Below are 21292 nucleotides of genomic sequence, written 5' to 3'. Positions count from 1 at the left end.
GTCGTACAACGGGGCCACGGGCGTGCTGACGCTGACGTCCTCCGGCAATTCGGCGACGCTGGCTCAATGGCAGGCTGCGCTCGATGCGGTGACGTACACCGACACGGCGGTGACGCCGAACAACGCCACGCGCACGATCAGTTTCACAGTCGTCGACACAGGCAGCGTCACCAGCAACACGGCAACGCGCACGGTGACCGTGGCGGACACCGATCAAACGCCGATCGTGACGACGACGGGCGGCGCGACGAACTACGTCGCCGGCACGTCCGCCGCAACGATCGACGGCGGTATTTCGGTCACCGATCTGGACAACACGACGCAAGCATCGGGAATCGTTTCGATCGGCGCGGGTTTCCATACGGGCGACACGCTGACGTTCATCAACACGAACACGACGACGTTCGGCAACATCGCCGCTTCATACAATGCGGCGACGGGCGTGCTGACGCTGACGTCCGCGGGGGCGACGGCCAGCGACGCGCAGTGGGCGGCCGCGTTGTCCGCCGTGACATTCTCCACGGGCACGAACACCACCTCGGGCGACCGCACGATCTCGTTCACGACGAGCGATGGCGTCAAGACCAGCGCGATCGCATCCGATACGGTCCACATCGCAGCGCCGGTCATCACGACCGACACCGGATCGGCGGCGTTCGTGGCCGGCGACGGCACGGCCTCCACGCCCATTGCCGTCGACTCGGGCCTGACGATCACCGACGGCAGCAGCAACACTCTCAGTTCGGTCACGGTCAGCATCACGGGCGGGTTGCACAGCGGCGAGGACGTGCTGGCGTTCACGAACGACGGCGCGACCATGGGCGACATCGGTGCGTCGTACAACGCGGCGACGGGCGTGCTGACGCTGACCTCCGCGGGCGGTACGGCAACGCTGGCGCAATGGCAAAGCGCGCTGCGGTCGGTGACCTATGACGATACGGCGCTGACGCCCGACCGCACGACGCGCACGGTGAGCTTCCAGGGCATCGACGGCGGGAACAACACGAGTGCGACAGCCACGCGCACGATCACGGTGACCGATACGGACCAAACGCCGGTCTTGAGCGTCAGCGGCAACGTGTCGTTCACGGCGCGAGGCATCGGCTCGACACCGGTGGCGGTGGCTCCGCAAGTCACGATCAGCGATCTGGACAACACCACGCTTGCATCGGCTCAGGTGTCGATCACGGGCGGGTTCGATTCGGCCCACGATACGCTCGCCTTCACCGGCAGTGGGGCGACCGGCAACATCACGGCGAGCTACGACGCCGCAACGGGCGTGCTCACGTTGACCTCGGCCGGCGGCACGGCGACGATCGCGCAATGGACCGCGGCGCTTCAAGCGGTCACGTACTCGGATCAAGCGCAAAACGCAGGCAGCAGCCGGACGGTGACCTTCACGGTCAACGACGGCGTCAAATCGAGCGCGGTGGCCTCCAATACGATCTCGATCACCAACGCGCCCGCGTTCCCGCCGATTCTGCCTTCCCCGCCGCCGACGGTCATCGACACGCCGGGGGCGTCGCATACTTCGTTGTTCACGGGCAACGACAACACCGCGCCGCCCGACGTGCTCGACGAGTTCGATCATCCGCTGCCGATCGGCTCGGTGCCTGTCGTGACGACGATGACGTTTACCGACCCGAACGCGCCGGCGAACATGCATTCGCTCGATCATGCGTCGGTGCCGCGCTTCGATATGACGGCGCTCGACGCTGCGATTTCCGTTTCGCCCGTGGACGCGCCGCTCGGCTTGCCCGATGTGTCGTTCACGATGGCGCCGAACGACCCGTTCTCGATCGATGTGGCGACGCTGCTGCCGCCTTCCGAAGCGATGCACGGCGGCTCCGACGTCACGGTCCAGCTTGCCAACGGCCGCTCCTTGCCCGGCTGGATTCACTACGATGCGGCCAACGGCGTGCTGCGCGGCAAACTGCCGGAGGGCGTCGAGGACGTGCATATCGTCGTTCAGACGCGCGATGCTTCCGGCCACGAAACGCGCCGCGAAGTCGTGCTCGCACCGCACGATAAACACGGGCAGCACGGCCAACACGGTCCTTCGCACGGTGTCGCCCATCCGAAGGCGCCCGGCCATGCGGCGCTCGTCGAGCCGACCGTCGCGCGCGCGGCGCGCCCCGTCGGCAAGCCTTCGCTCGATCAGCAGTTCGCGCGGGCGCGCGCCGCGCTGCACGTTACGAATCCGGGCGGCGCTGCGCGTCGCGTATGAATTCCCGTCATCCTTCTAGACCAATGAGACTACAACCGTCAGTTGCCGAAATGATGCCTGCGCCCGCGGCGGCGCCTGCCGCCAACGCCTCGCGCGAGCCGCGTTCCAAACGCGCCATGCACCCGACGCTGATCGCGATTTCGGTGGCCGCTTTGTGGCTGTCGGGCTGCGCGATCAAGCCGACGCCGTTCACCGACGCCGAGCGCGTGCAAAATGCTCAAGCCCAGCGCACGGCCATGTTCGCCGATCAGCCGCCGATCACTGGCCCCGTGACGCTCGAAGAAGCGATGGCGCGCGCGATCCGCTTCAATCTCGACCATCGCCTGAAGATGATGGAAGAGGCGCTCGCGCAGAAGCAGCTCGACGTGGCGAACTTCGACATGCTGCCGCGCCTGACCACGGCGGCCGGGTACACCAATCGAAATCACCCGCTCGCGTCGGAGTCGATTTCGCTGCAGACGAGGCAAGTATCGTTGGAGCCGTCGTACTCGACCGATCAGAACGACCGTACGGCCGATCTGACGTTCTCGTGGAACGTACTCGACTTCGGCGTCAGCTATTTTGAAGCGAAGGAGCAGGCGGACCGCGTACTCGTGGTCGAGCAGCGCCGGCGCAAGGTCGTGCAGTTGATGATGCAGCAAGTGCGCGAGGCCTACTGGCAAGCGGTGGGCGCGCAGCGTCTCGAGAAGAGCGTCGGCCCGCTGCTCGCCCAGGCCAAGCAAGCGCTGGAGGATTCGCGCAAGTCGCAGCAGGAGGGCTTGCGCTCGCCGCTCGATACGCTCGCTTATCAACACGCGCTGCTCGACATCATGCGTCAGCTCGAAGCCGTGCGCGACCAGCTCGACGAAGCGAAGCCGCGGCTCGCCTCGCTCATGAACATCGCCCCCGGCACCGATATCACGCTCGCGCCGCCCCAAGGTTTCTCGGTCCCGACCTTCGACATGCCGATGGATCGCATGGAAGAGACGGCGCTCGAGCGCCGGCCGGAGCTCGTCGAAGCGAGCTACAACGAGCGCATCAGCGTGAACGAAACGCATAAGGCGATCGCCAAGCTGCTGCCCGGCATCGAATTCCAACTGGGCGCGCATTACGACAGCAATAGCTTTCTGGCGTATCACGCCTGGCGCGCAGCCGGCATCAACGTGAGCTGGAACCTGCTCAACTTGCTCAACGCCAAGAACATTCGCGGCATGGCCGACGCTCAGCACGATGTTGCGCGCGCGCAGCAGCTTGCGCTGTCGATGGCGGTGCTCACGCAAGTGCACGTGGCGCGGGCGGAGTTGAGCGCCAAGCAGCGCCAGTTCGACCTGTTCAAGCAGATCAACGACGTCGACGGGCAAATCCTGCAGCACACGCACAACGCCACGATCGCCAACGCGCAAGGCAAGCTGGAGGAGATTCGGGCGGCGACTTCTGCGATGATGTCGGAGCTGCGCCTGTATCAAAGCTACGGTGAGCTGGAAAGCGCTTACGGTCAGATGCTGGCGACGCTCGGGCTCGACCCGCTGCCGGCCGAAGCCGGCAAGGGCGATTTGAAATCGATCGAGCAATCGATCGACCAGGAGCAAACGCGCTGGGCCCAATTCGGCCACGCGGATGGAGCAAAAACGCAATGAACCGATGGTGCAGGACAGGGCTGCGCAGTGCAGCCCTGATGGTAGTGGGTTTCAGCTGTTTAGCCGGTAGGGCCCAAGCGGCGGGGCTGCAAGCCCCCGTCGCGGCGCCGGCTCCACGTGTGTCACCTGGGGCGCCCATGCCGCCGAATGCGTCGATGACGCCGGCGGCGCCCGGCGTTTCGTCGGCCGCCCGCGCCGATGACGACGGCCGCATCCGCGTTCAGCTGGTCGCGCGCGATCAAGTGGACCTGTCGAGCGAAATCAGCGCGAAGATCGCCTCGATGCCGTTTCGCGACGGCGACGCATTCCGTGCGGGGCAGACCCTCGTCTCGCTCGACTGCTCGCTCTACGCCGCGCAATTGCACAAGGCGCAAGCCGAGGCCGACGCCGCCGTGCAACTCAAGCGCGTCAACGACCGTCTTTCTCAATTGCATTCGATCGGCGAGATCGAAGTGCAGCAAGCCGAGGCGAAGGCGAAAGCCAGCGCGGCCGAGGTCGCCTACATGCAGGCGACGGTGAGAAAGTGCGGCATCGCCGCGCCGTTCGACGGACGCGTCGTCAAGCGCAGCGCTTCGGCTCAGCAGTTCGCCGAACCGGGCAAGCCGCTTCTGACGATCGTCGACACGAGCCGCCTCGAACTGAAGATGATCGTGCCGTCGAAGTGGCTTGCCTGGCTCAAGCCCGGCCACGCGCTGACGGTCAGCGTCGATGAAGTGGGTAAGAGCTATCCGGCCACGGTGGCGCGCATCGGCGCGCGTGTCGATCCGGTCACGCAGACGGTAGACGTGACCGCTGCGCTGTCCGCCCACACGCCCGAGCTGTTGCCCGGTATGAGCGGCTGGGCGCGTTTCGCCGCCGCCGGTCACTAGACGGTAGCCGCACGATGAACGCCCCGCTACGGATCGAGGCGAGCGCGCTCGCCCTCCTATGGCAATTGTCCGCGCGCGCGCGCGAAGCGCCGAGCGAGGAAACGCTCGGCTTCGTCATCGTCAACGAATCGCTTTCGCTCGTGCCGTACCGCCAGGCGGCCTGGTGGCGTGCGCCGGCCCCTGTGCCCGGCGCGGTGGCGGCGGTGTCGGGCTTGCCTCAGAGCGATCCGGGCGCACCGTACGTGCAATGGCTCGGCGAAGTGTGCCGCGCGCTGGAACGGCGCGCGCATCCCGCGGCGCCCGCGGCGTCCGCCTCGCAAAGCGAGCCGGCGACGGATATGGGCGGCCAAGCCACCGCGCACGTGGCCGCGGACGCCCCTGCGCAGAGCGCCGACGCCCCGCCGCCTACCTGGCCGCATGCGTTCACAGCCGATAGCCTGCCCGATACGCTCGCCAGCGAATGGGACGCTTGGTGGCCGGCGCACGCGCTTTGGGTGCCGCTCGTCGACAGGACGGGCCGCTCGTTCGGTGGAGTGGTCTTCGCGCGCGAAGAGTCGTGGACGCCCGTGGATGAAGCGCTCCTGGCCGAACTCGCGCGCGTCTGGTCGCATGCGCTCGCGGCGTTTTCGCCTCGGGCTTCGTGGATGCAGCGCGCGAAACTGGCGTTGAGCGTCGGTAAGTACCGGCGTCGCGTGCTCGTGGCGCTCGCCTGTGCGCTGGTCGTGCCGGTGCCGCTGACGGTGCTCGCGCCCGCCGAGGTCACGGCGAAGGATCCGTTCGTCGTTCGAGCGCCGCTCGACGGTGTCATCGACCATCTATTCGCGCAGCCGAACCAGCGCGTCGAAGCCGGTGCGCCGCTGTTCGCGCTCGACTCCACGGCGCTGGCCTCGCGCTACGCGTTGGCGAACAAGAACTACGCGACGGCGCAGGAGGAATATCGGCAGACCGCGCAGCTCGCCGTCACCGACGACAAGGATCGGCTCGACATGGCGCTGCGCAAGGGCAAGCTCGATCAGAGCGCGGTCGAACTCGACTACACCGCGCGCGAACTGGCGCGCGTGAGCGTGAATGCGCCGCGCGCCGGCGTGGCCGTCTTCTCCGATCCGAACGATTGGAACGGCAAAGCGGTGTCGATCGGCGAGAAGGTGATGTTTCTGGCCGATCCGGCGCACGTCGAGCTGACGGCCTATGTGTCTGTGGCCGACAACGTCGACGTCGTGCCGGGCGCGAGCGTCACGCTCTATCCGAAGAGCTCGCCGCTTGCTTCATACAATGCGCGCATCGATACGGTGGCCTACCGCGCCGAGCCGACGCCCGAGGGCGTCGTCGCCTATCGCGTCAAGGCGACGTTCACGGGCGCCGTCAAGCCGCCGCTCGGCGTAATGGGGACCGCGCGCATCCATGGCCGCTGGGTGCCGCTTGCCTACTACCTGCTGCGTCGCCCGCTGGCGACCGCGCGGCAGTGGCTCGGCTGGTAAGCCGTGCGCGGCCGAAGCTTTCACTGACGCAGCGCTCCGATGGCACGCCTTCCATCCCTACGCCAAGAACTGAGCCTCACGTCCGGTGCGGCCACGCCGGAAGGCGCGCCCACGTGGATGCTCCACGATCCGGCGGGCAATCGCTTCTTCCAGATCGGCTGGCCCGCGTTCGAAATGCTCTCGCGCTGGTCGCTCGACGACCCCGCGGCGATCGTGGCTTCGGTCAACGCCGAGACGACGCTCCATCTGACGATGGACGACTTCGAATCGCTCGTGCGCATGCTGCATCATCAGCACCTGCTCGTCGCGGCGAGTCCGGCCGATACGGGCCGGCTTGCCGCCTCGGCCTCCGCGCACAAGCTCTCGCATGCGATGTGGCTGCTCAAGCATTACCTGATGATCCGGGTGCCGCTGTGGCGCCCGATGCCGTTCCTGCGGCGCTTCGCGCGCTATGCGGAAATCGCCTACCGTCCGGCGTTTTGGCTGGGCGTGATGCTGATGGCGCTGACCGGCCTCGTGCTCGTGTCGCGCCGCTGGGATGAATTCATCCACACATTCCACGGCTACGCCGATCTGCGCGGGTTGCTCGCGATCGGCGTGGCGATCGGCTGCGCCAAGGTGCTGCACGAGTTCGGACACGCATTCACGGCGCATCGCTACGGTTGCCGCGTGCCGACGATGGGCATCGCGCTGCTCGTGATGGTGCCGGTGCTCTATACCGATACGACCGAAGCGTGGAAGGTGCCCGGCCGCGCCGAGCGGCTGCGCATCGGCGCGGCCGGCATGCTCACGGAGCTGGCGCTGGCCGCCTTGGCGACGTTGGCCTGGAGCGTGCTGCCCGACGGGCCGCTGCGAGCGGGTGCGTTCCTGCTCGCGACGACGACATGGATCGGCACGCTGACGATCAATGCGAGCCCGTTCATGCGTTTCGACGGCTACTTCCTGCTGTCGGATTGGCTCGACATGCCGAACCTGCACGACAGGGCATTCGCCTTCGGCCGCTGGTGGATGCGCGAGCGGCTGTTCGGTTTTCATGATCCGCAGCCCGAGCCGTGCGCGCCCAAGCGCCGGCGCTTTTTGATCGCCTTCTCGTTCGCGACCTGGCTGTATCGGCTCGTCGTGTTCTTCTCGATCGCCCTCGTCGTCTATCACGCATTTTTCAAGGCGCTGGGCTTGATGTTGTTCTTCGTCGAATTCGGCTGGTTCATCGCGCGCCCGATCGTGCGCGAAATCGCGGCTTGCTGGCATCGTCGCGCCGATCTGCGTTGGCGGCGCGAGACGCGGCGCACCGCTCTCATCGGCGCGCTGCTCGTCGGTTTCTTCGTGCTGCCTTGGCATGGCGGCGTCAGCGCGCCGGCCGTGCTCGGGCCGCTGCGCGCGCAAGGGCTCTATGCACCCGAAGCCGGATACGTGACGGAGCAAGCGCCGATTGCGCGCGATGGGCAACATGTTCATGCGGGCGATGTGCTCGCGGTGCTGGCCTCACCCGATCTCACGCATCGACTGCAAGCGGCGCAGGCCGATGAAGCGCTGCTCAATTGGCAAGTCGAGCAGCAGTCGTTCGACGAGCGCTTGCTCGAACAGGGCGTGGCGCTGCGACGGCGCTGGGACGCCGCGCGCGAAACCGTGGCGGGACTCACCGCGCAGGTCGCGCAATTGACGCTGCGGGCGCCGTTCGACGGCGTCGTGCAAACCGATGACGAACTGGCGCCGGGCACTTGGCTGCCGCGGGGCGAGCATGTTTTCGATGTCGTCGGGCCGACCGGCGTGAAGGGGGAGGCATTCGTCGGCGAAGACGATGCCGCGCGTGTGGCTGCGGGAGATCGCGTCGATTTCGTCGCGTCGTTGCCCGAACTCGGCGCCGTGCGTTGCCGCGTGACGGCCGTTGATCGCGTGAACGTGGCGACACTCGACACGCCTTCGCTGGCGAGCGTCTACGGCGGCCCGCTGCCGGTGCAACAGCAGCCGGGAACGCATCAGCTCGTGCCGCTTGCGGCGACCTATCGCGTGCGGATCGGCGAATGTCCGTCCAATGAGGCTTGGCCGCGCGAGATCGACGGCACGGCGACCATCGGCGGAGCGCGCCAAAGCTTCGCGTGGCGCGCACTGAAGCATCTCGCATCGGTGTTTCAGCGGGAAGGCGGGGCGTAACGCCGCGAGTACCATGACGCCCGGCACGCGGCGCAGCGCGAATCGCCCGTTATGCCGTACTCGGTTTCCCCGTAAACGCCGAGATCGGCTTGTCGACGTGACGCTCCAGCCCGGCTGAAAACGCCTTCATGGCTTCGATCAACGGTGTGAGCGCTTGCCACAGCGCATCGTCGTGCAGCATCTTATACGCGCCCGTAAAGCCGGGCGCCGTGTGCCCTTCGCCGTCGGGATCGGGCTGCCACGCGCCGATGCGCGCTAGCGCGTCGGTCACGGCGAACACCGTTTTATAGAACTGGCTCGGCTCGATGCGCGAAAGCGCCATCAGCACGATCGAAAGATTCTGAATCGCGTTCAACGTGCCGGGCTTGCTGAGCCCTTCGACGAGCACCTGCGTGACGGGCGTCTTCGCAGAAACAAGATCGTTGGCGAATCGCAGCACGCCTTGCGCGTGCAAACTTTGCAGAAGACGTTCGAGCGCCTCGTGCGCGTCGGGCTCGGTCTTCGGCGGCTCCGGTTCGTAATAGATGCGTTCGGCCATCAGAATCTCTCCGGGTGTGGCATGGTCTGCGGCGGCTCGACATAGTCGTCGCGGGCCCATTTCACCGAAGCGTCGATACCGGCGTTCGGCGTACGCGCGTGATTGCGGAAGTTGTTTTGCGGCAGGGGCTGGCCCCCGTTCGGCTTCGGCAAGCATTCCAGCTTGACGGCGAGTTCCTTGTAGGCGGGCGTGTTGACGTCGGGGTCGTGATGCTCGCCCGTCATCTCGTTGACGCCGGGCTTGCCCTGATGGATCGGCAAGTAAAGTGTGTTGCCCCGGACGCGGTCCGTCACGAGCGCGATCATTTCCGCCGAGCCGCGGCGCGAACTCAATCGCACCCATGTGCCGTCGACAATGCCGCGCTCGGCCGCGAGCTCCGGGCTAACTTCCACGAACCAATTGGGCGCCTCGCGCCAGATGCGCGGCCCCCGTCCTGTCTGATTCATGCCTTGGAACTGCTCGAGCATGCGGCCGTTGTCGGCGATCAGATCGTATTCGTCGTCCGCGTCTTCCTGGGGCGATTTCCATTCGAGCGGGTAGAGCACGGCCTTGCCGTCGTCCGTGTGGAAACGCTCGGTGTAGAGCAGCGGCGTATCGGAGCCGCCGGCCTTGACGGGCCAGACGAGCGACTTCCATCCTTCGAGCCGCTCGTAATTCACCCCTTCGAATATTTTGGCGATGCCCGCGACCTCGTCCATGATTTGCGACGGATGCGTGTAACCCCAGTCATGGCCCATGCGGGCGGCGAGGTCGGTCAGGATGCGCCAATCGGGGCGGCTGTCGCCGAGCGGTTTCATCACTTCGTAAAAACGCTGGATGCGCCGCTCGGTATTGACGAACGTGCCGTCTTTTTCCGTGCTCGGGCAACTCGGCAGCACGACGTCGGCGAACTCGGCCGTGCGGCTCAAGAAGATATCCTGCACGACGAAGAAGTCGAGGGCGGTGAAGGCTTTGTGTACGTTTTCGGAATCGGCATCGGAGAACGCGGTCTCCTCGCCGATGACGTACATGGCGCGAATGCGCTTTTGCGCCGCCTCTTCGACCATGAGGAAGTTGTCCTGCCCGATTTTGTCGGAAAGCCGGCTCGGCTCGACGCCCCATGCCTTCGCCCATTTCGCGCGAATGGCGGGATCGGTGACTTTCTCATAGCCGGGGTAGACGTTCTTCAGGCAGCCGAAATCGCTCGCACCCTGCACGTTGTTGTGGCCGCGCATCGGGTAGCCGCCCGTGCCGGGGCGTCCGTAGTTGCCCGTGACCAACAGCAAATTCGAGAGGGCGGTGCTCGTATCGGCGCCGTGACTGTGCTGCGTAATACCCATGGCCCACAGCAGGCAGACGCTTTTCGCTTCGCCGATCATGCGCGCCGCCTGTTCGAGTTCCCCGCGTGCGATGCCTGTCACCTGCTCGGCGAATTCGAGCGTGAACGGTTCGAGCGAACGACGGTATTCGTCGACGCGATTGACGCGCTTCGCGAGAAACTCGGTGTCGGCCAGACCGTGATCGAACATATAGCGGGAGAGGGCACTGGCCCAGACGAGGTCGGTGCTGGCTTTCGGCCGCAAGTAGAGATCCGCGCGCTCGGCCATCTCGTGGCGGCGCGTGTCCACCACGAGCAGTTTTTGCCCGCGTAGTTTGTGAGCGGCTTTGATGCGCGAGGCGATGACGGGATGATTTTCGGCCGTATTGCTGCCGACGATCACGACGAGGTCGGCCTTTTCGATATCGGCGATCGTCCCCGCATCGCCGCCGTAGCCGACGGTGCGAAAGAGGCCCATCGTGGCCGGGTTTTGACAGTAGCGCGATGAATTGTCCGCGCTGTTCGTGCCGATGATGAGGCGCGCGATTTTCTGCGTGAGATAGGCTTCCTCGTTGCTGGCCTTGCTCGAGCCGATGAAGCCGATGCTGTCGGGACCGTGCAGATCGCGGATTTCCAGCAGCCGGCGAGCGACGAGACCGAGGGCTTCGTCCCAACTCGCGGGGCGGAAGCGGCCGTGCTCTCGAATCAGCGGCGTGGTGAGCCGTTTGTCGGAATTGATGAAGTCCCAGGCGAACTTGCCTTTGATGCACGTGGAAATGCCGTTGGCGGGCGCATCGAGGACAGGCTGCACCTTGAGCAGTTGCCGATCGCGCGTCCACATTTCGAACGAACACCCCACGCCGCAATAGGTGCAAACCGTTTTCGTACGTTTGATTTCGGGCTGCCGCCAATGCATGTCCATCACCGACAACGCGGTGACTGGCGGTGCGCCGATCGTGTTCTCCAGCGTTTTCACGAGATCGATCATGGGCCGCTTCATCGATTCGGGCATCGAGGTAAACGGCCCCGCATCGGGTTGCATCGTTTTTTCGAGCAAGGCGTTGCAGGGGCAGACGGTGACGCAATGGCCGCAACTGACACAACTCGATTCGTCCACGCTCTTGCCGCCGTCCCACAGCACGCGCGGGTGCTCCATCGTGAAGTCGATGCTCAGGGTTTCATTGACCTCGACGTTTTGACAAGCCTCCACACACCGGCCGCACAGAATGCATTGATCCGGATCGTAGGTGTAAAAGGGACTGGTCTCGTCTTTGACATAGGGCTTGCGTTGATAGGCGTAGCGCTGAATGGGCGGGTTCATCTGCGCCATCGTGTTGTGCAACGTGCAATCGCCCGTGTTGTGCTCGCACACCGTGCAATACAGTTCGTGCTTCGCCAGCACGCGATCGAGGCCTTCGTGCCGCGCCGCTTTGGCATGGTCGCTTTCGCTGACGATCGCAAGTCCTTGCGCGCTCCGAACCGCGCATCCCCGCACGAGTTCGCCATCGACCTCGACCCAGCAAACGTCGCATGTTTGCAGCGCGCCGAGTGCGCGGTGATAACAGACGTGCGGAAGATGAATACCGTGTTCGGCAAGAAAATCGACGAGCGGCTGACCGGCCTCGCCGGTCAGCGTTTTGCCGTCATACGTCAGCGTGCAAGCGTCGCGGACGGTCATGAGACCTCCTGTCGGCGAGGGTTGATACGGTTCTGTCGGATGTATCGCGTCCCGATCGGAAAACGTCAGCACTCCGAAATAACTTCGAAAGTGGTGGCGCCTCGATCGAATCGACGCAAGTGAACGACCGCAAGCATTGCGCGTTCCCGGTCATCGCCCGGCGAATAGAAACGCACGATGGCTCGCGCGGTGAAAGCGTCTCAGCGCCGGCGCGGAGGACGGGGCACGGTGGATGCTGGGGGCTGTTGTAGATCTTTTGCCCTTCGGAGATTCCCATGTCCAACGACGAGCAGCCGGAACGCAAGGATGAACGCAAGAAGCAATCCGATGCCGGAGTGGAGCGGATGCATATCGAACGGCAGCCGGTGCCGGGACACACCGAAAACATTCCGGTGGACGGCGACATGCGCCAGGCGCCCGCTGCGAGCCCGATCGACGGCCCAGTGGCGGGCCCGGTAGGTGACGCGGCGCCCACGGCCGACCCCGAAACGAAGCCCGGCACACCTCCCGGTACGCAGAGCGAGCGCGATCGGCTACGCGGCGAAAGCTGACTTGGCCACCGCGCGGCCAGTCATCAGCGCACTATCACGGGGCCCAGTTCAACGCGATGTCGGCCACCGTCTCGCGCAGCCACGTATTGGCCGGGTCGAGATGACTGCGGGGATGCCATGCGGCGGACATCGCGAAGCCGCGCGCCTCGAACGGCAATTCGAAAATGTCGAGGGTGTCTCGATGGCGCGTGACGAGTCTCGAGGGCAGCGTGGACACGTAGTCGGTGAGGGCAAGCAGCTGCGGCACGGCGGTGAAGTGCTGCACCGATAGGGCGACACGGCGCGTGCGTCCGAGCCGCTCCAAATGCTCGTCCATGAACCCGAAAAATTGGCCCCCGCTCGTCGACACGAGCACATGATCGAGTGCGCAGTACGTATCGAGATCGAGCGGCCCCGTCCCGCGCGGATGGCCCTTGCGTTGCACGAAGACGAACCGCTCGTCGTAAAGCTTGCGTGCCTTCGCCCATTCGGGAACCATCCGCTCCGAACCGATCAGCAAATCGACCTCGCCACGCTCGAAGCGCTCGACGCTCGTCGACTGCGCGGCCGTGACGAACGCGAGCTGCACGTTGGGGCCCGCCCGCTCGGGCCATGTCCGCATCAACTGAAAACCCAGAACAGCGACAGCCTGATCGCTGCCCGCTATGGAGAAGCGACGCGTATCCGCGCGCGGATCGAACGAGGGCTGCTTGAGTACGACGGCTTCGAGCTGCGCGAGGGCGGCCTTGAGCGGCGCCATCAGCTCGGCGCCCCGCACGGTGCGCGTCATGCCGCGCCCGCTCGGCGCCGGGATCAGCAATGGATCCCCGAACATCTGCCGCAGCCGTCCGAGCTGCGTCGAAACGGCCGGCTGCGTCAAATGCAGCCGCTCGGCCGCACGTGTGACGTTCGCCTCCTCGAGCAGTGCATCGAGCGAAACCAGCAGATTCAGGTCGAGGCCCTTGAGATCAATCATATTGATAGGTCGGATCTTCGCAATTGATTTCAAGAATACGTCCGCCCGGCCTACAGTTCAACCGTCCGATCGCATTCGATCGACCCCACTCGACGGAGAACACGACGATGAAAGCATGGATGCTCGACGAACCTGGTAAGCCACTGGCCCTGCGCGAAGAACCGACGCCCCAGCCCCGCCGCGGGGCGGTTCTGCTGCGCATGGAAGCCGTGCCGCTGCTCAGCTACACGCGCGCTTATCTTGAAGGCAAGCTGCCCTACGCATTTCCGCCCGGACCGTTTTCGCCGGGGACGAACGGCATCGGCCGGATCGAAGCAGTCGGCGAGGGTGTGTTCGGTTTTCGCGTGGGGCAGCGCGTTGCAGTCAATCCCTACTGGCGCGCCGACGAAACGGTGCCGGAGCCCGAGCAGGTGCTGATCGGATTGACCGGCATCAGCGCGGGAAGCGCGCCGCTGCTGGGCGATTTCCGGCATGGGTCGCTGCGCGAGCTAGCCGAGTTTCCTGTCGCAACGGTCCTCGCCCTGGACGGGCTCGAGGACGTGGCCTCTTCGCGGCTTGCGGCGTTGGGCAAATTCTCCGTGCCGTTCGGCGGCTTGCGGCGCGGCCGATTGGCTGCCGGCGAGACGGTGGCGATCAACGGCGCGACGGGCTACTTCGGCTCGGCCGCGGTGCTCGCCGCGCTGGCGCTCGGCGCGGGCCGGGTCGTGGCGCTCGGCCGCCGGGCGTCGTCGCTCGCCAAGCTCGTGGAATTGGGCGGGGGGCGCGTTACGCCCGTCGTGCTGACCGGCGACAGCGCAGCGGACTCGGCCGCGATCCGCGAGGCCGCGGGCGGTGGCGTCGATTTGGCCTTCGACATGGTGGGCCAGGCGACCGATGCGAATGCGACGCTCGCCGCATTGCGCAGCCTGCGGCGCAACGGGCGTCTCGTGCTGATGGGCAGCATGCAGGTGGAGCTGCCGATTCCGTACGGCGAGATGCTGCTCAACAACTGGGAGTTGATCGGCAACTTCATGTACACGCGGGCCGACTATTTGACGCTGGTGGCGCTGGCGGCGTCAGGGCAGTTGGCGCTCGATGCGATCGACGTGGCGACGTTTCCGTTCGCCCAGCTGGAAGCCGCGATCGATCGCGCCGGTGCGGCGCAAGGTTTGCAGTGCACGGTCGTGGCGGCCGAAGGCGAGCGCGCGTGGGGGTGAACGCCGGCGTGTATCGGTCGATTTATTCGGGTTGACCGCGTGCGCGCAGCAGATCGGCCAGGCTGCGCGTCGCGGGTTTGAGCGGGGTGCGGTGTTGCGTCCAGCCCATCTGATGCGAAGGCGCGAAGGCGGCGAACCGCGTCGCGGCCCATCGGAAGACGCGGTAGATGCGCGGATGCGCGAACGCGCCGCGCCAGAACCGCCACACGAGCTGCTCGCGGCGGCTGTAGTTCGCCCCTTGCCCGCGCAGCGCATGCGCAACGGCTTCGTCGGGCGCGCGATTGGCTTCGGTGCGCAGACGAATCAGCAATTGGGGAATCGGGATCCGCACGGGGCAGACTTCGCCGCACGCGCCGCACAGCGACGACGCAGTCGGCAAATCGGCCGTCGCTTCGAGGCCCAGCAAGTGAGGCGAGATGATCTTGCCGATCGGCCCGGGATAGGTCGTGCCGTAAGCGTGACCGCCCACGCGCGTATAGACGGGGCAGTGGTTCATGCACGCGCCGCAACGGATGCACTGCAGCGTCGCGCGCAATTGCTCATCGGCATAGGCTTGCGTGCGGCCATTGTCGAGCAGCACGACGTGCATTTCGCGCGGCCCGTCTTGTTCGCCTTCGCGGCGCGGCCCCGAGATGAGGTTGAAGTAAGTCGTGATCGCTTGGCCCGTGGCCGAGCGCGTGAGCAGGCTCGACAACGGCACGATGTAGTCGAGTTTCGCGACGACCTTCTCGATCCCCATGATGGCGATGTGCACATCGGGTACGGTCGTCGAGAGCCGACCGTTGCCTTCGTTTTCGACGAGCCATAGCGTACCCGTATCGGCCGCCGCGAAATTCACGCCCGACAGACCGATATCGGCATCGACGAACGCGTGCCGCAGCGCGCGTCTGCCCGTTTGAATCAGCGCATCGACGTCCTCGGTGTAGGTCGCATCGGGAATGTTCGCTTCGAACAACTGGGCGATGTCGCGGCGGGTCTTGTGAATCGCCGGCATGACGATGTGCGACGGCTTCTCATGCGCGAGTTGAACGATGAATTCCCCGAGATCGGATTCCGTGCAAGTCACGCCGCGCTCGGCGAGATAATCGTTGAGCTCGATTTCTTCGCTCGCCATCGATTTGCCCTTGATGATGCGCTTCGCGCGGTGCGACTGGGCGATGCGCAGAACGATCTCGTTGGCGTCATCCGGTGTGTCTGCCCAATGCACATGCACGCCCGCCGCAACGAGCTTCGATTCGAGCTGGGCGAGCAACTCGGGCAGGCGCGCAAGCGCGTCGCGCCGAATCGCTTCGCCCAAATCGCGCAGCGCCTCGCGTTCGTCGGCGTCGGGGAACTGCACCGCGCGCTTGCCTTGCAGAAAATCCATCGCGCCGCGAAAATTCTCGCGCAGATCGGGATCGTCGAGCGCCGCGCGCGCACGCGCTTTGAAATCGTTCGGCGCGACGAAGTGAAGCGGTTGCGTGCTCATCGTTGCGCTCCGTGCGAGTGAACTTCATCGGTGACGATGACGACCCACAGCCTGCGCGGGCCGTGCGCGCCGTAGGCGAGCGTTTGCTGGATGTCGGATGTCTTCGACGGGCCCGAGACGAGAACGAGGTTAGTCGGCATGCCGTCGCGCCAACGCTCGACTTGCATGGCCTCGTGCAGATCGCGATGCAAGGTTTCGGCGTAGACCAGCGCGATATGCAGCGGCGGAGCGAGCGACATCGTACGGGGCGAGCCGCGATCGGGGCAGACGATCAGTGTGCCGGTTGCGGCGATGCCGGACCGCGCGACGGTGAAACCCGCCTCGACGGTGTCGAAGAGTTCGGCTTTCCATGTCTCGATCGGCCGTGCGAAGGCGACCGGTTCGACGGCGGCCGGCAACGCGGCTGCGAGCGCGGCGCCTTCCGCGCGGCGCGTATCGAGCAACAAGCGGCGCACACCGGCGTTGGCGATCGAGCGCGCGAGCTGCGCGGGCCATTCGCCGGCGCTCGCTCGAATCACTTCGGCATGCGCGGCCGTCAGCGCCGTTTCGAACGCGTCGACGCGCGCGGCCGGGCTGGCGTCGCCCAGCGCGCGCCATTGGGCGTAGTGGGCATCGATGCGCTTGCCGAGCGTTACGTCGGCCTCCGAAGCCGGCGCGCCGGACGATGCGGGCGTAGGCGAACGCAGTCGCCCGAGGATTCTTTCACGGGCGCCGCTCATGCTTCGATCTCCTCGGATCGAGAATCCCGCATTGCGTCGCCGCCGGTGCGGCGCCACAGAAAACTCGCGAGATGCTCGACGGCGAGCGGCGTCGCGCGGTGCTCGGCGGCATGGCCGATGTTGAGCAGACATCCACAGTCGGCCGATACGAGCCGATCGCAACCCGTGGCGCAGGCCGATGCGACCTTGTCGCTCACCATCGCCCCCGAAATATCGGGATGTTTTAGCGAGAAGGTACCGCCGAAACCGCAGCATTCCGATTCGCGTTCGTGCTCGATGCGGGTGACCCCTGGCAGCGAATCGACGAGCGCGACGCCATGCTCGCGCGTACCCATCTCGCGGCGGGCCGCACACGACGTATGCAAGACGACGCGCTCTTCGCCGAGCGAGGCGGGGGTGGCGCCGCTGAAATCGACGTCGAGCACATGCACGAGAAACTCGGTCAACTCATAGACGCGCGCCGCCAACTGCTTTGCGCGTTGCGCATCGGCGGGATCGTCGACGAACAACTGCGGCCAGTGATGACGCATCATGCCGGCGCATGAACCCGATGGGACGACGATAGGCCAAGGCTCGCGGAACACATCCAATTGCGCGCGGGCCACGGCGCAGGCCTGGCTTGGATTGCCGCTGCTATAGGCGGGCTGGCCGCAACAACTCTGCGCACGCGGAAAATGGACGGTGAGGCCTTCGCGTTCGAGCAGTCGCACGGCGTCGAGTCCCGCTTGAGGGACGAACAGATCGACGAGGCACGTGGCGAATAGATAAACGTCGGTGGGCCGAGCGGTGGGGTACTGTCGTTGCGGCATGTCTGTCTCCATGGCCGTCCGGCTCAGGGGAAACCGAGCGGGCGGCAATGCGTGCATAATTGCCGCAATGTCGCGAGCACACAAATTGGTTGGTCCAATTAGCGCAATCGGTGCAACGGCAAACGTATGAGGGAATGGAGGCGATGAGGGAAAGGGCTCACGCGCGCTCGCGCGTCGAAGCGACGATGCGCCGGTTGGAGACGTCGCTGCTCGACGGCACTTGGGGCGTGGGCGCGCGCTTGCCGGCCGAACGCGTGCTGGCCGAGCAGTACGGCGTCGCGCGCAACACCGTTCGAGAGGCGATTCAGCGGCTGGCCGCGCGCGGGCTACTGACCAGCCGGCGCGGCGCGGGGGTGTTCGTCACCGATCGCTTGCGCACGGGCGTGGCCTCTCCGTGGGGTGAACTCGTCGCCGATCATCCGGCGCTGCGCGACGATATCCTCGAATTTCGTCGCGTGCTGGAGGGCGCGACGGCCTATTTCGCGGCAATGCGCGCGACCAAGGCGGAGGTGAAAGCGATCGAGGCGCTGATGCGTGCGCTCGAAGCCGCGCGCCGCGCCGACGACAAAGCGGCCGAAGCGGCCGCGGATGCGAAGCTGCACGAAGCGATCGCCAAGGCGTCGCACAATACGATGTTTCTCCACCTGCATGCGAGCGTGCTCGGCGTTCTGCGCGAGCACATCACCATCAACGGCACCGGTCTGCGCGAGCAAGGCGACGATGAGTCGATCGTGTTGCTGCAGCAGCATCGCACGCTGTGCGACGCGATCTGTTCGCGCCGCCCCGAAGAAGCCCGCACGGCGATGCAAACCCATATCGACTTCGTGCGCGGCAAAGTTTCGGAGCACGGCTCGGGGCGCTAGCGGAGCGCGGTGCGGCGAAGCGGCATTGGTCCAACCAATTAAGTCGCCTCGCAGCGTCGCAGCCTTGTGCGCTCCCCCGGCGCCATTTCACGGATTCATGAATCGGGCGGCAACCCGAGATGGGGGAACTCGCGCGCGCCGCCGTGATGGACGATCGTTCAGGCCGTCGTCTTGTGCGTGCAGGCAACCGGCGCGACGGCTCTGGGCATATTGGACAAGCGCAATAGCAGCGGAAACGCGATGCATCCGATCGCCGCCACGACCGTGACGAAGGCGGCGAGCGCCGACACGGTGCCCGGCATGGCGGCCACGAGATAGATCGCTAGCGAGCCGGCGATCAGGTGCATGGCGCCCATTAAACCGGATGCCGCTCCCGCGTTGTCGGGAAAGCTCGTTACGCCGCCCGCGAACGAGAGCGGCACGAGAAAGCCATTGGCGAGGGTGACGACGGAGATGGCGAGAATCATCGGCACGGGCGAATGCGCGCCCATCCAGCCGGCGACGAGCAAGCATGCCGCACCCGCCGCGAGAATGGCATAGCCCACGCCGAGCAGCCGATCAAGGCCGCGCGTCTTGGCGAAATGGCGCGAGGTCAGATTGCCGAAGATATATGTGACCGACAGGCTCATATAGCAGTAGCTGATGGCCTTCGTCGACAAACCCATGTTGACGAGAATCACCGGCGAGGCCGCGAGATAGCCGAGATAGGCGGCGTACCCCACGCACAGATTCAGCGCATACGACCAGAAACGCGGTTGCGCGAGCAGCATCGGGTAGCTGCGGAAGGTGTGCGCAAGACTGCCGGCGCCCGTTTCGCGCTTCGACTTGGGCGCTGTCTCCGGAATGTAGAGCGCCAGCAACACGACGGAAACCACGCCGAGCGCCGCCGTGAACAAGAAGGGCGCGCGCCACGAGACGTAGGTCGTGATGTAGCCGCCGACGAGCGGAGAAAGCGCTGGAGACGCGCCGACGATCGGCATGATCGTCGTGAACGTGCGGGCGGCGGTCTTGGCGTCGAAGATGTCGCTGACGATCGCGCGGCCGATGACCATGCCGGCTCCGGCGCCGAGCGCTTGGAAAACGCGGGCGAGCCCGAACGCCGTGACGGTCGGCGCGACCGAACAGCCGATCGACGCGACCGTGTAGAGCAGCATGCCGCCGATGACGAGACGCCGCCGGCCGTAGGCATCGGAAAGCGGGCCATAGAGCGCTTGCGCGAGCGCGAGCCCGATCACATAGATGCTGAACGTATGCTGCAGCGCCGAGATCGGCGTGCCGAAGGCTTGGGCCGCGAGCGGCATGCCCGGGAGGTTGATGTCCGAGGCGAGCAAGCCGCTCGCGCTGAGCAACACGAGGGTGACGAGCAAGACGCCGTGGGGCACGGCAAAGCGTGGCTGGGTCATGGCGAGGTTCCTTCCTTCGATGGCGCGTGTTCCGGTCGTAGGCCTCTGCGCAGCTTGCACTGGATGGCGGACGATCATCGCGGGTTCGGACCGGATGCAACGATGCGATGGCGGAAGCTTAAAGGCTGGATATAATGCAGTCCAAGACTTAATAAGTCACAGTTGATGCGAAAAAGGACTTAATCATGGAACTGCAGCAGCTGCGTTACTTCGTCGCCGTGGCCGAGACGGAGAATGTCGCGCGCGCGGCCGAGCGGCTTCATATTTCTCAGTCGCCGCTATCGCGGCAGATTCGTCAGCTGGAAGACCATATTGGGTTGCAGCTGTTCGAGCGCATCAAGCAACGCGTGCGCTTGACCCCCGCGGGGCGGGAGTTTCTGCACGAAGCGCGCGATCTGCTGCTGCAGGCCGAGCGCGTGGAGGAGCGGGCGCGGCAAGTGGGCAAGGGCGAGGCGTGTTCGCTCTCGATCGGCTATTGCGAGGGGGTCATTCACAACGGTCGGCTGCCTGCGGCGCTGCGCCGCTTTCGGTCGGCGCATCCGCGCGTCAGCCTGAAGTTGGCTGCGATGCGTTCGGGCGAGCAGATCGATGCGCTCGAGCGGTCAGTGATCGACATCGCGTTCGTCTACAACTTGCCGAAACCGACTGAAACGTTGACGAGTCGCTTGCTGGCGAGCGAACCGTTCGTCATCGCCATGGCGGACGACCATCCGCTTGCGGGGAAGGCGGCGATTTCCCCGAGCGATCTCGATGGTATGCCGTGGATCGCGTTGCCCAAGGCGATCAACCCGGCGGCGCGCGAGCGCTTCCTGTCAGCGTGCGCATCGTGCGGTTTCACGCCCGATATCCAATTCGAGGTCGCTCAGGTATCGACGACGCTTGGGCTCGTCAGCGCCCGGCTCGGCGTGGCCATCATGCAGGCGAGCATGCAGCGCATGAGCCCGCCGGGTGTCGTGTTCAAACCGATGGACTGGCTGCCGCTCGTCGTCGACATCCATTTGCTCTGGCGCGCCCGCGCGCAAACGGCCGGAGTGCGGCATTTCATGCGGGCGTTGGAGGAGACGTCGGAGGAGGGTGTCGCGGCCGCTGCTTGAAGCTCGAACAAGTCAACTTGACCGTCGCGCAGATGGACGAAGTGACGCAGCAAAACGCCGCGCTCGTCGAACAGGCCGCGGCCGCTTCGGCTTCATTGCAAGAGCAGGGGCGGAAACTCAGTGACGTCGTGGCGTTTTTTCGGTTGGAGGGGAAAGCGCAATTGTCTTCTTCGGCGCGCCCTCGGTTGAGCGCTTGAATGTCGCCGCGCGCCGAGGCTTTCCAGCTATGGGCTACCTCCGCACCTTCCCCAACTTCATTTAATCAACTGCATCCCTGCCACCTTCGAGGCCGTCACGTCAAAAGTCGCCGTGTACTCGCATTCGGCGGCATGTCCCGAACGCTCGATCAGGCAGTCTGCGAAATCCGACTTCGCAGACGC

At 65.5% G+C, this 21292-nt stretch carries 17 protein-coding genes and 1 pseudogene; 10 read left to right on the top strand and 8 right to left on the bottom strand.

Features of this window, described 5'->3' with window-relative positions:
* From ACTHNR_RS22050 to ACTHNR_RS22030, 5 genes are all read left to right on the top strand, one after another.
* Positions 1-2227 (top strand): beta strand repeat-containing protein (locus ACTHNR_RS22050; protein WP_440550114.1); only part of this gene is annotated, 2227 nt, incomplete at its 5' end.
* A gap of 50 nt (positions 2228-2277) precedes the next feature.
* The gene (locus ACTHNR_RS22045) at positions 2278-3843 is read left to right on the top strand and encodes a TolC family protein (protein WP_440550111.1); all 1566 of its coding nucleotides are present in this window, start codon (positions 2278-2280) and stop codon (positions 3841-3843) included.
* A gap of 137 nt (positions 3844-3980) precedes the next feature.
* Positions 3981-4712, top strand: a complete 732-nt coding sequence (locus ACTHNR_RS22040) for an efflux RND transporter periplasmic adaptor subunit (protein ID WP_440550109.1) — start codon at positions 3981-3983, stop codon at positions 4710-4712.
* A gap of 14 nt (positions 4713-4726) precedes the next feature.
* Positions 4727-6190, top strand: a complete 1464-nt coding sequence (locus ACTHNR_RS22035) for an efflux RND transporter periplasmic adaptor subunit (RefSeq protein WP_440550106.1) — start codon at positions 4727-4729, stop codon at positions 6188-6190.
* Positions 6191-6229: 39 nt separating this feature from the next.
* Positions 6230-8341, top strand: a complete 2112-nt coding sequence (locus tag ACTHNR_RS22030) for an HlyD family efflux transporter periplasmic adaptor subunit (RefSeq protein WP_440550103.1) — start codon at positions 6230-6232, stop codon at positions 8339-8341.
* Between the two features lie 49 nt (positions 8342-8390).
* On the opposite strand, the gene ACTHNR_RS22025 is transcribed toward ACTHNR_RS22030, so the two are convergent.
* Both ACTHNR_RS22025 and fdhF read right to left on the bottom strand, forming a co-directional pair.
* Positions 8391-8879 carry a DUF1641 domain-containing protein gene (locus tag ACTHNR_RS22025; protein ID WP_440550101.1) on the bottom strand — a complete coding sequence of 163 codons (489 nt, stop codon included), beginning with the start codon at positions 8877-8879 and terminating at the stop codon, positions 8391-8393.
* Positions 8879-11854, bottom strand: a complete 2976-nt coding sequence (gene fdhF / locus ACTHNR_RS22020) for a formate dehydrogenase subunit alpha (protein WP_440550098.1) — start codon at positions 11852-11854, stop codon at positions 8879-8881. Before fdhF ends, ACTHNR_RS22025 begins: the two co-directional genes overlap by 1 nt.
* A gap of 275 nt (positions 11855-12129) precedes the next feature.
* Here fdhF and ACTHNR_RS22015 point away from each other — a divergent pair, with 275 nt between their 5' ends.
* A complete protein-coding gene (locus ACTHNR_RS22015) occupies positions 12130-12405 on the top strand; it encodes a hypothetical protein (RefSeq protein WP_440550095.1) in 276 nt (91 codons plus the stop codon).
* A gap of 34 nt (positions 12406-12439) precedes the next feature.
* On the opposite strand, the gene ACTHNR_RS22010 is transcribed toward ACTHNR_RS22015, so the two are convergent.
* A complete protein-coding gene (locus tag ACTHNR_RS22010; RefSeq protein WP_440550092.1) occupies positions 12440-13360 on the bottom strand; it encodes a LysR family transcriptional regulator in 921 nt (306 codons plus the stop codon).
* A 107-nt stretch (positions 13361-13467) separates the two neighbouring features.
* Here ACTHNR_RS22010 and ACTHNR_RS22005 point away from each other — a divergent pair, with 107 nt between their 5' ends.
* A complete protein-coding gene (locus tag ACTHNR_RS22005; RefSeq protein WP_440550090.1) occupies positions 13468-14556 on the top strand; it encodes a zinc-binding dehydrogenase in 1089 nt (362 codons plus the stop codon).
* Between the two features lie 22 nt (positions 14557-14578).
* On the opposite strand, the gene ACTHNR_RS22000 is transcribed toward ACTHNR_RS22005, so the two are convergent.
* Genes ACTHNR_RS22000 through ACTHNR_RS21990 form a run of 3 tightly spaced genes read right to left on the bottom strand, consistent with a single transcriptional unit; the run spans position 14579 to position 17552 of the window.
* Entirely contained in the window at positions 14579-16024 is a 1446-nt protein-coding gene (locus ACTHNR_RS22000) for a LutB/LldF family L-lactate oxidation iron-sulfur protein (protein WP_440550087.1), read from the bottom strand.
* Positions 16021-16743 (bottom strand): LutC/YkgG family protein, encoded by a 723-nt coding sequence (locus ACTHNR_RS21995; protein ID WP_440550084.1) that lies wholly within the window; start codon positions 16741-16743, stop codon positions 16021-16023. Before ACTHNR_RS21995 ends, ACTHNR_RS22000 begins: the two co-directional genes overlap by 4 nt.
* On the bottom strand, positions 16740-17552 hold the full coding sequence (locus tag ACTHNR_RS21990; RefSeq protein WP_440550081.1) for a (Fe-S)-binding protein: 813 nt from the start codon (positions 17550-17552) through the stop codon (positions 16740-16742). Before ACTHNR_RS21990 ends, ACTHNR_RS21995 begins: the two co-directional genes overlap by 4 nt.
* Positions 17553-17695: 143 nt before the next feature.
* Here ACTHNR_RS21990 and ACTHNR_RS21985 point away from each other — a divergent pair, with 143 nt between their 5' ends.
* Complete coding sequence (locus ACTHNR_RS21985) at positions 17696-18415, top strand: FadR/GntR family transcriptional regulator (RefSeq protein ID WP_440550078.1); 720 nt, start codon at positions 17696-17698, stop codon at positions 18413-18415.
* A 158-nt stretch (positions 18416-18573) separates the two neighbouring features.
* Here the strand turns inward: ACTHNR_RS21985 and ACTHNR_RS21980 are convergent, their stop codons facing one another.
* Positions 18574-19818: a multidrug effflux MFS transporter gene (locus tag ACTHNR_RS21980; protein ID WP_440550075.1), complete on the bottom strand. Its 1245-nt coding sequence runs from the start codon at positions 19816-19818 to the stop codon at positions 18574-18576.
* A gap of 185 nt (positions 19819-20003) precedes the next feature.
* Between ACTHNR_RS21980 and ACTHNR_RS21975 the strand changes: the two genes are divergently transcribed.
* Both ACTHNR_RS21975 and ACTHNR_RS21970 read left to right on the top strand, forming a co-directional pair.
* Positions 20004-20912, top strand: coding sequence for a LysR substrate-binding domain-containing protein (locus ACTHNR_RS21975; protein ID WP_440550072.1), 909 nt, complete (start codon positions 20004-20006; stop codon positions 20910-20912).
* Positions 20909-21109: a hypothetical protein gene (locus ACTHNR_RS21970; RefSeq protein ID WP_440550069.1), complete on the top strand. Its 201-nt coding sequence runs from the start codon at positions 20909-20911 to the stop codon at positions 21107-21109. The genes ACTHNR_RS21975 and ACTHNR_RS21970 overlap by 4 nt, the downstream gene beginning before the upstream one ends.
* A 57-nt stretch (positions 21110-21166) precedes the next feature.
* Here ACTHNR_RS21970 and ACTHNR_RS21965 read toward each other — a convergent pair.
* Positions 21167-21292, bottom strand: a pseudogene (locus ACTHNR_RS21965) (VapC toxin family PIN domain ribonuclease); the annotation flags it as partial.

It is taken from the genome of Trinickia sp., assembly GCF_051954495.1.
Lineage (GTDB): Bacteria > Pseudomonadota > Gammaproteobacteria > Burkholderiales > Burkholderiaceae > Trinickia.
The sequence above is the reverse complement of the archived record's forward strand: the minus strand, read 5'-3'. Positions and strand labels throughout refer to the sequence as shown.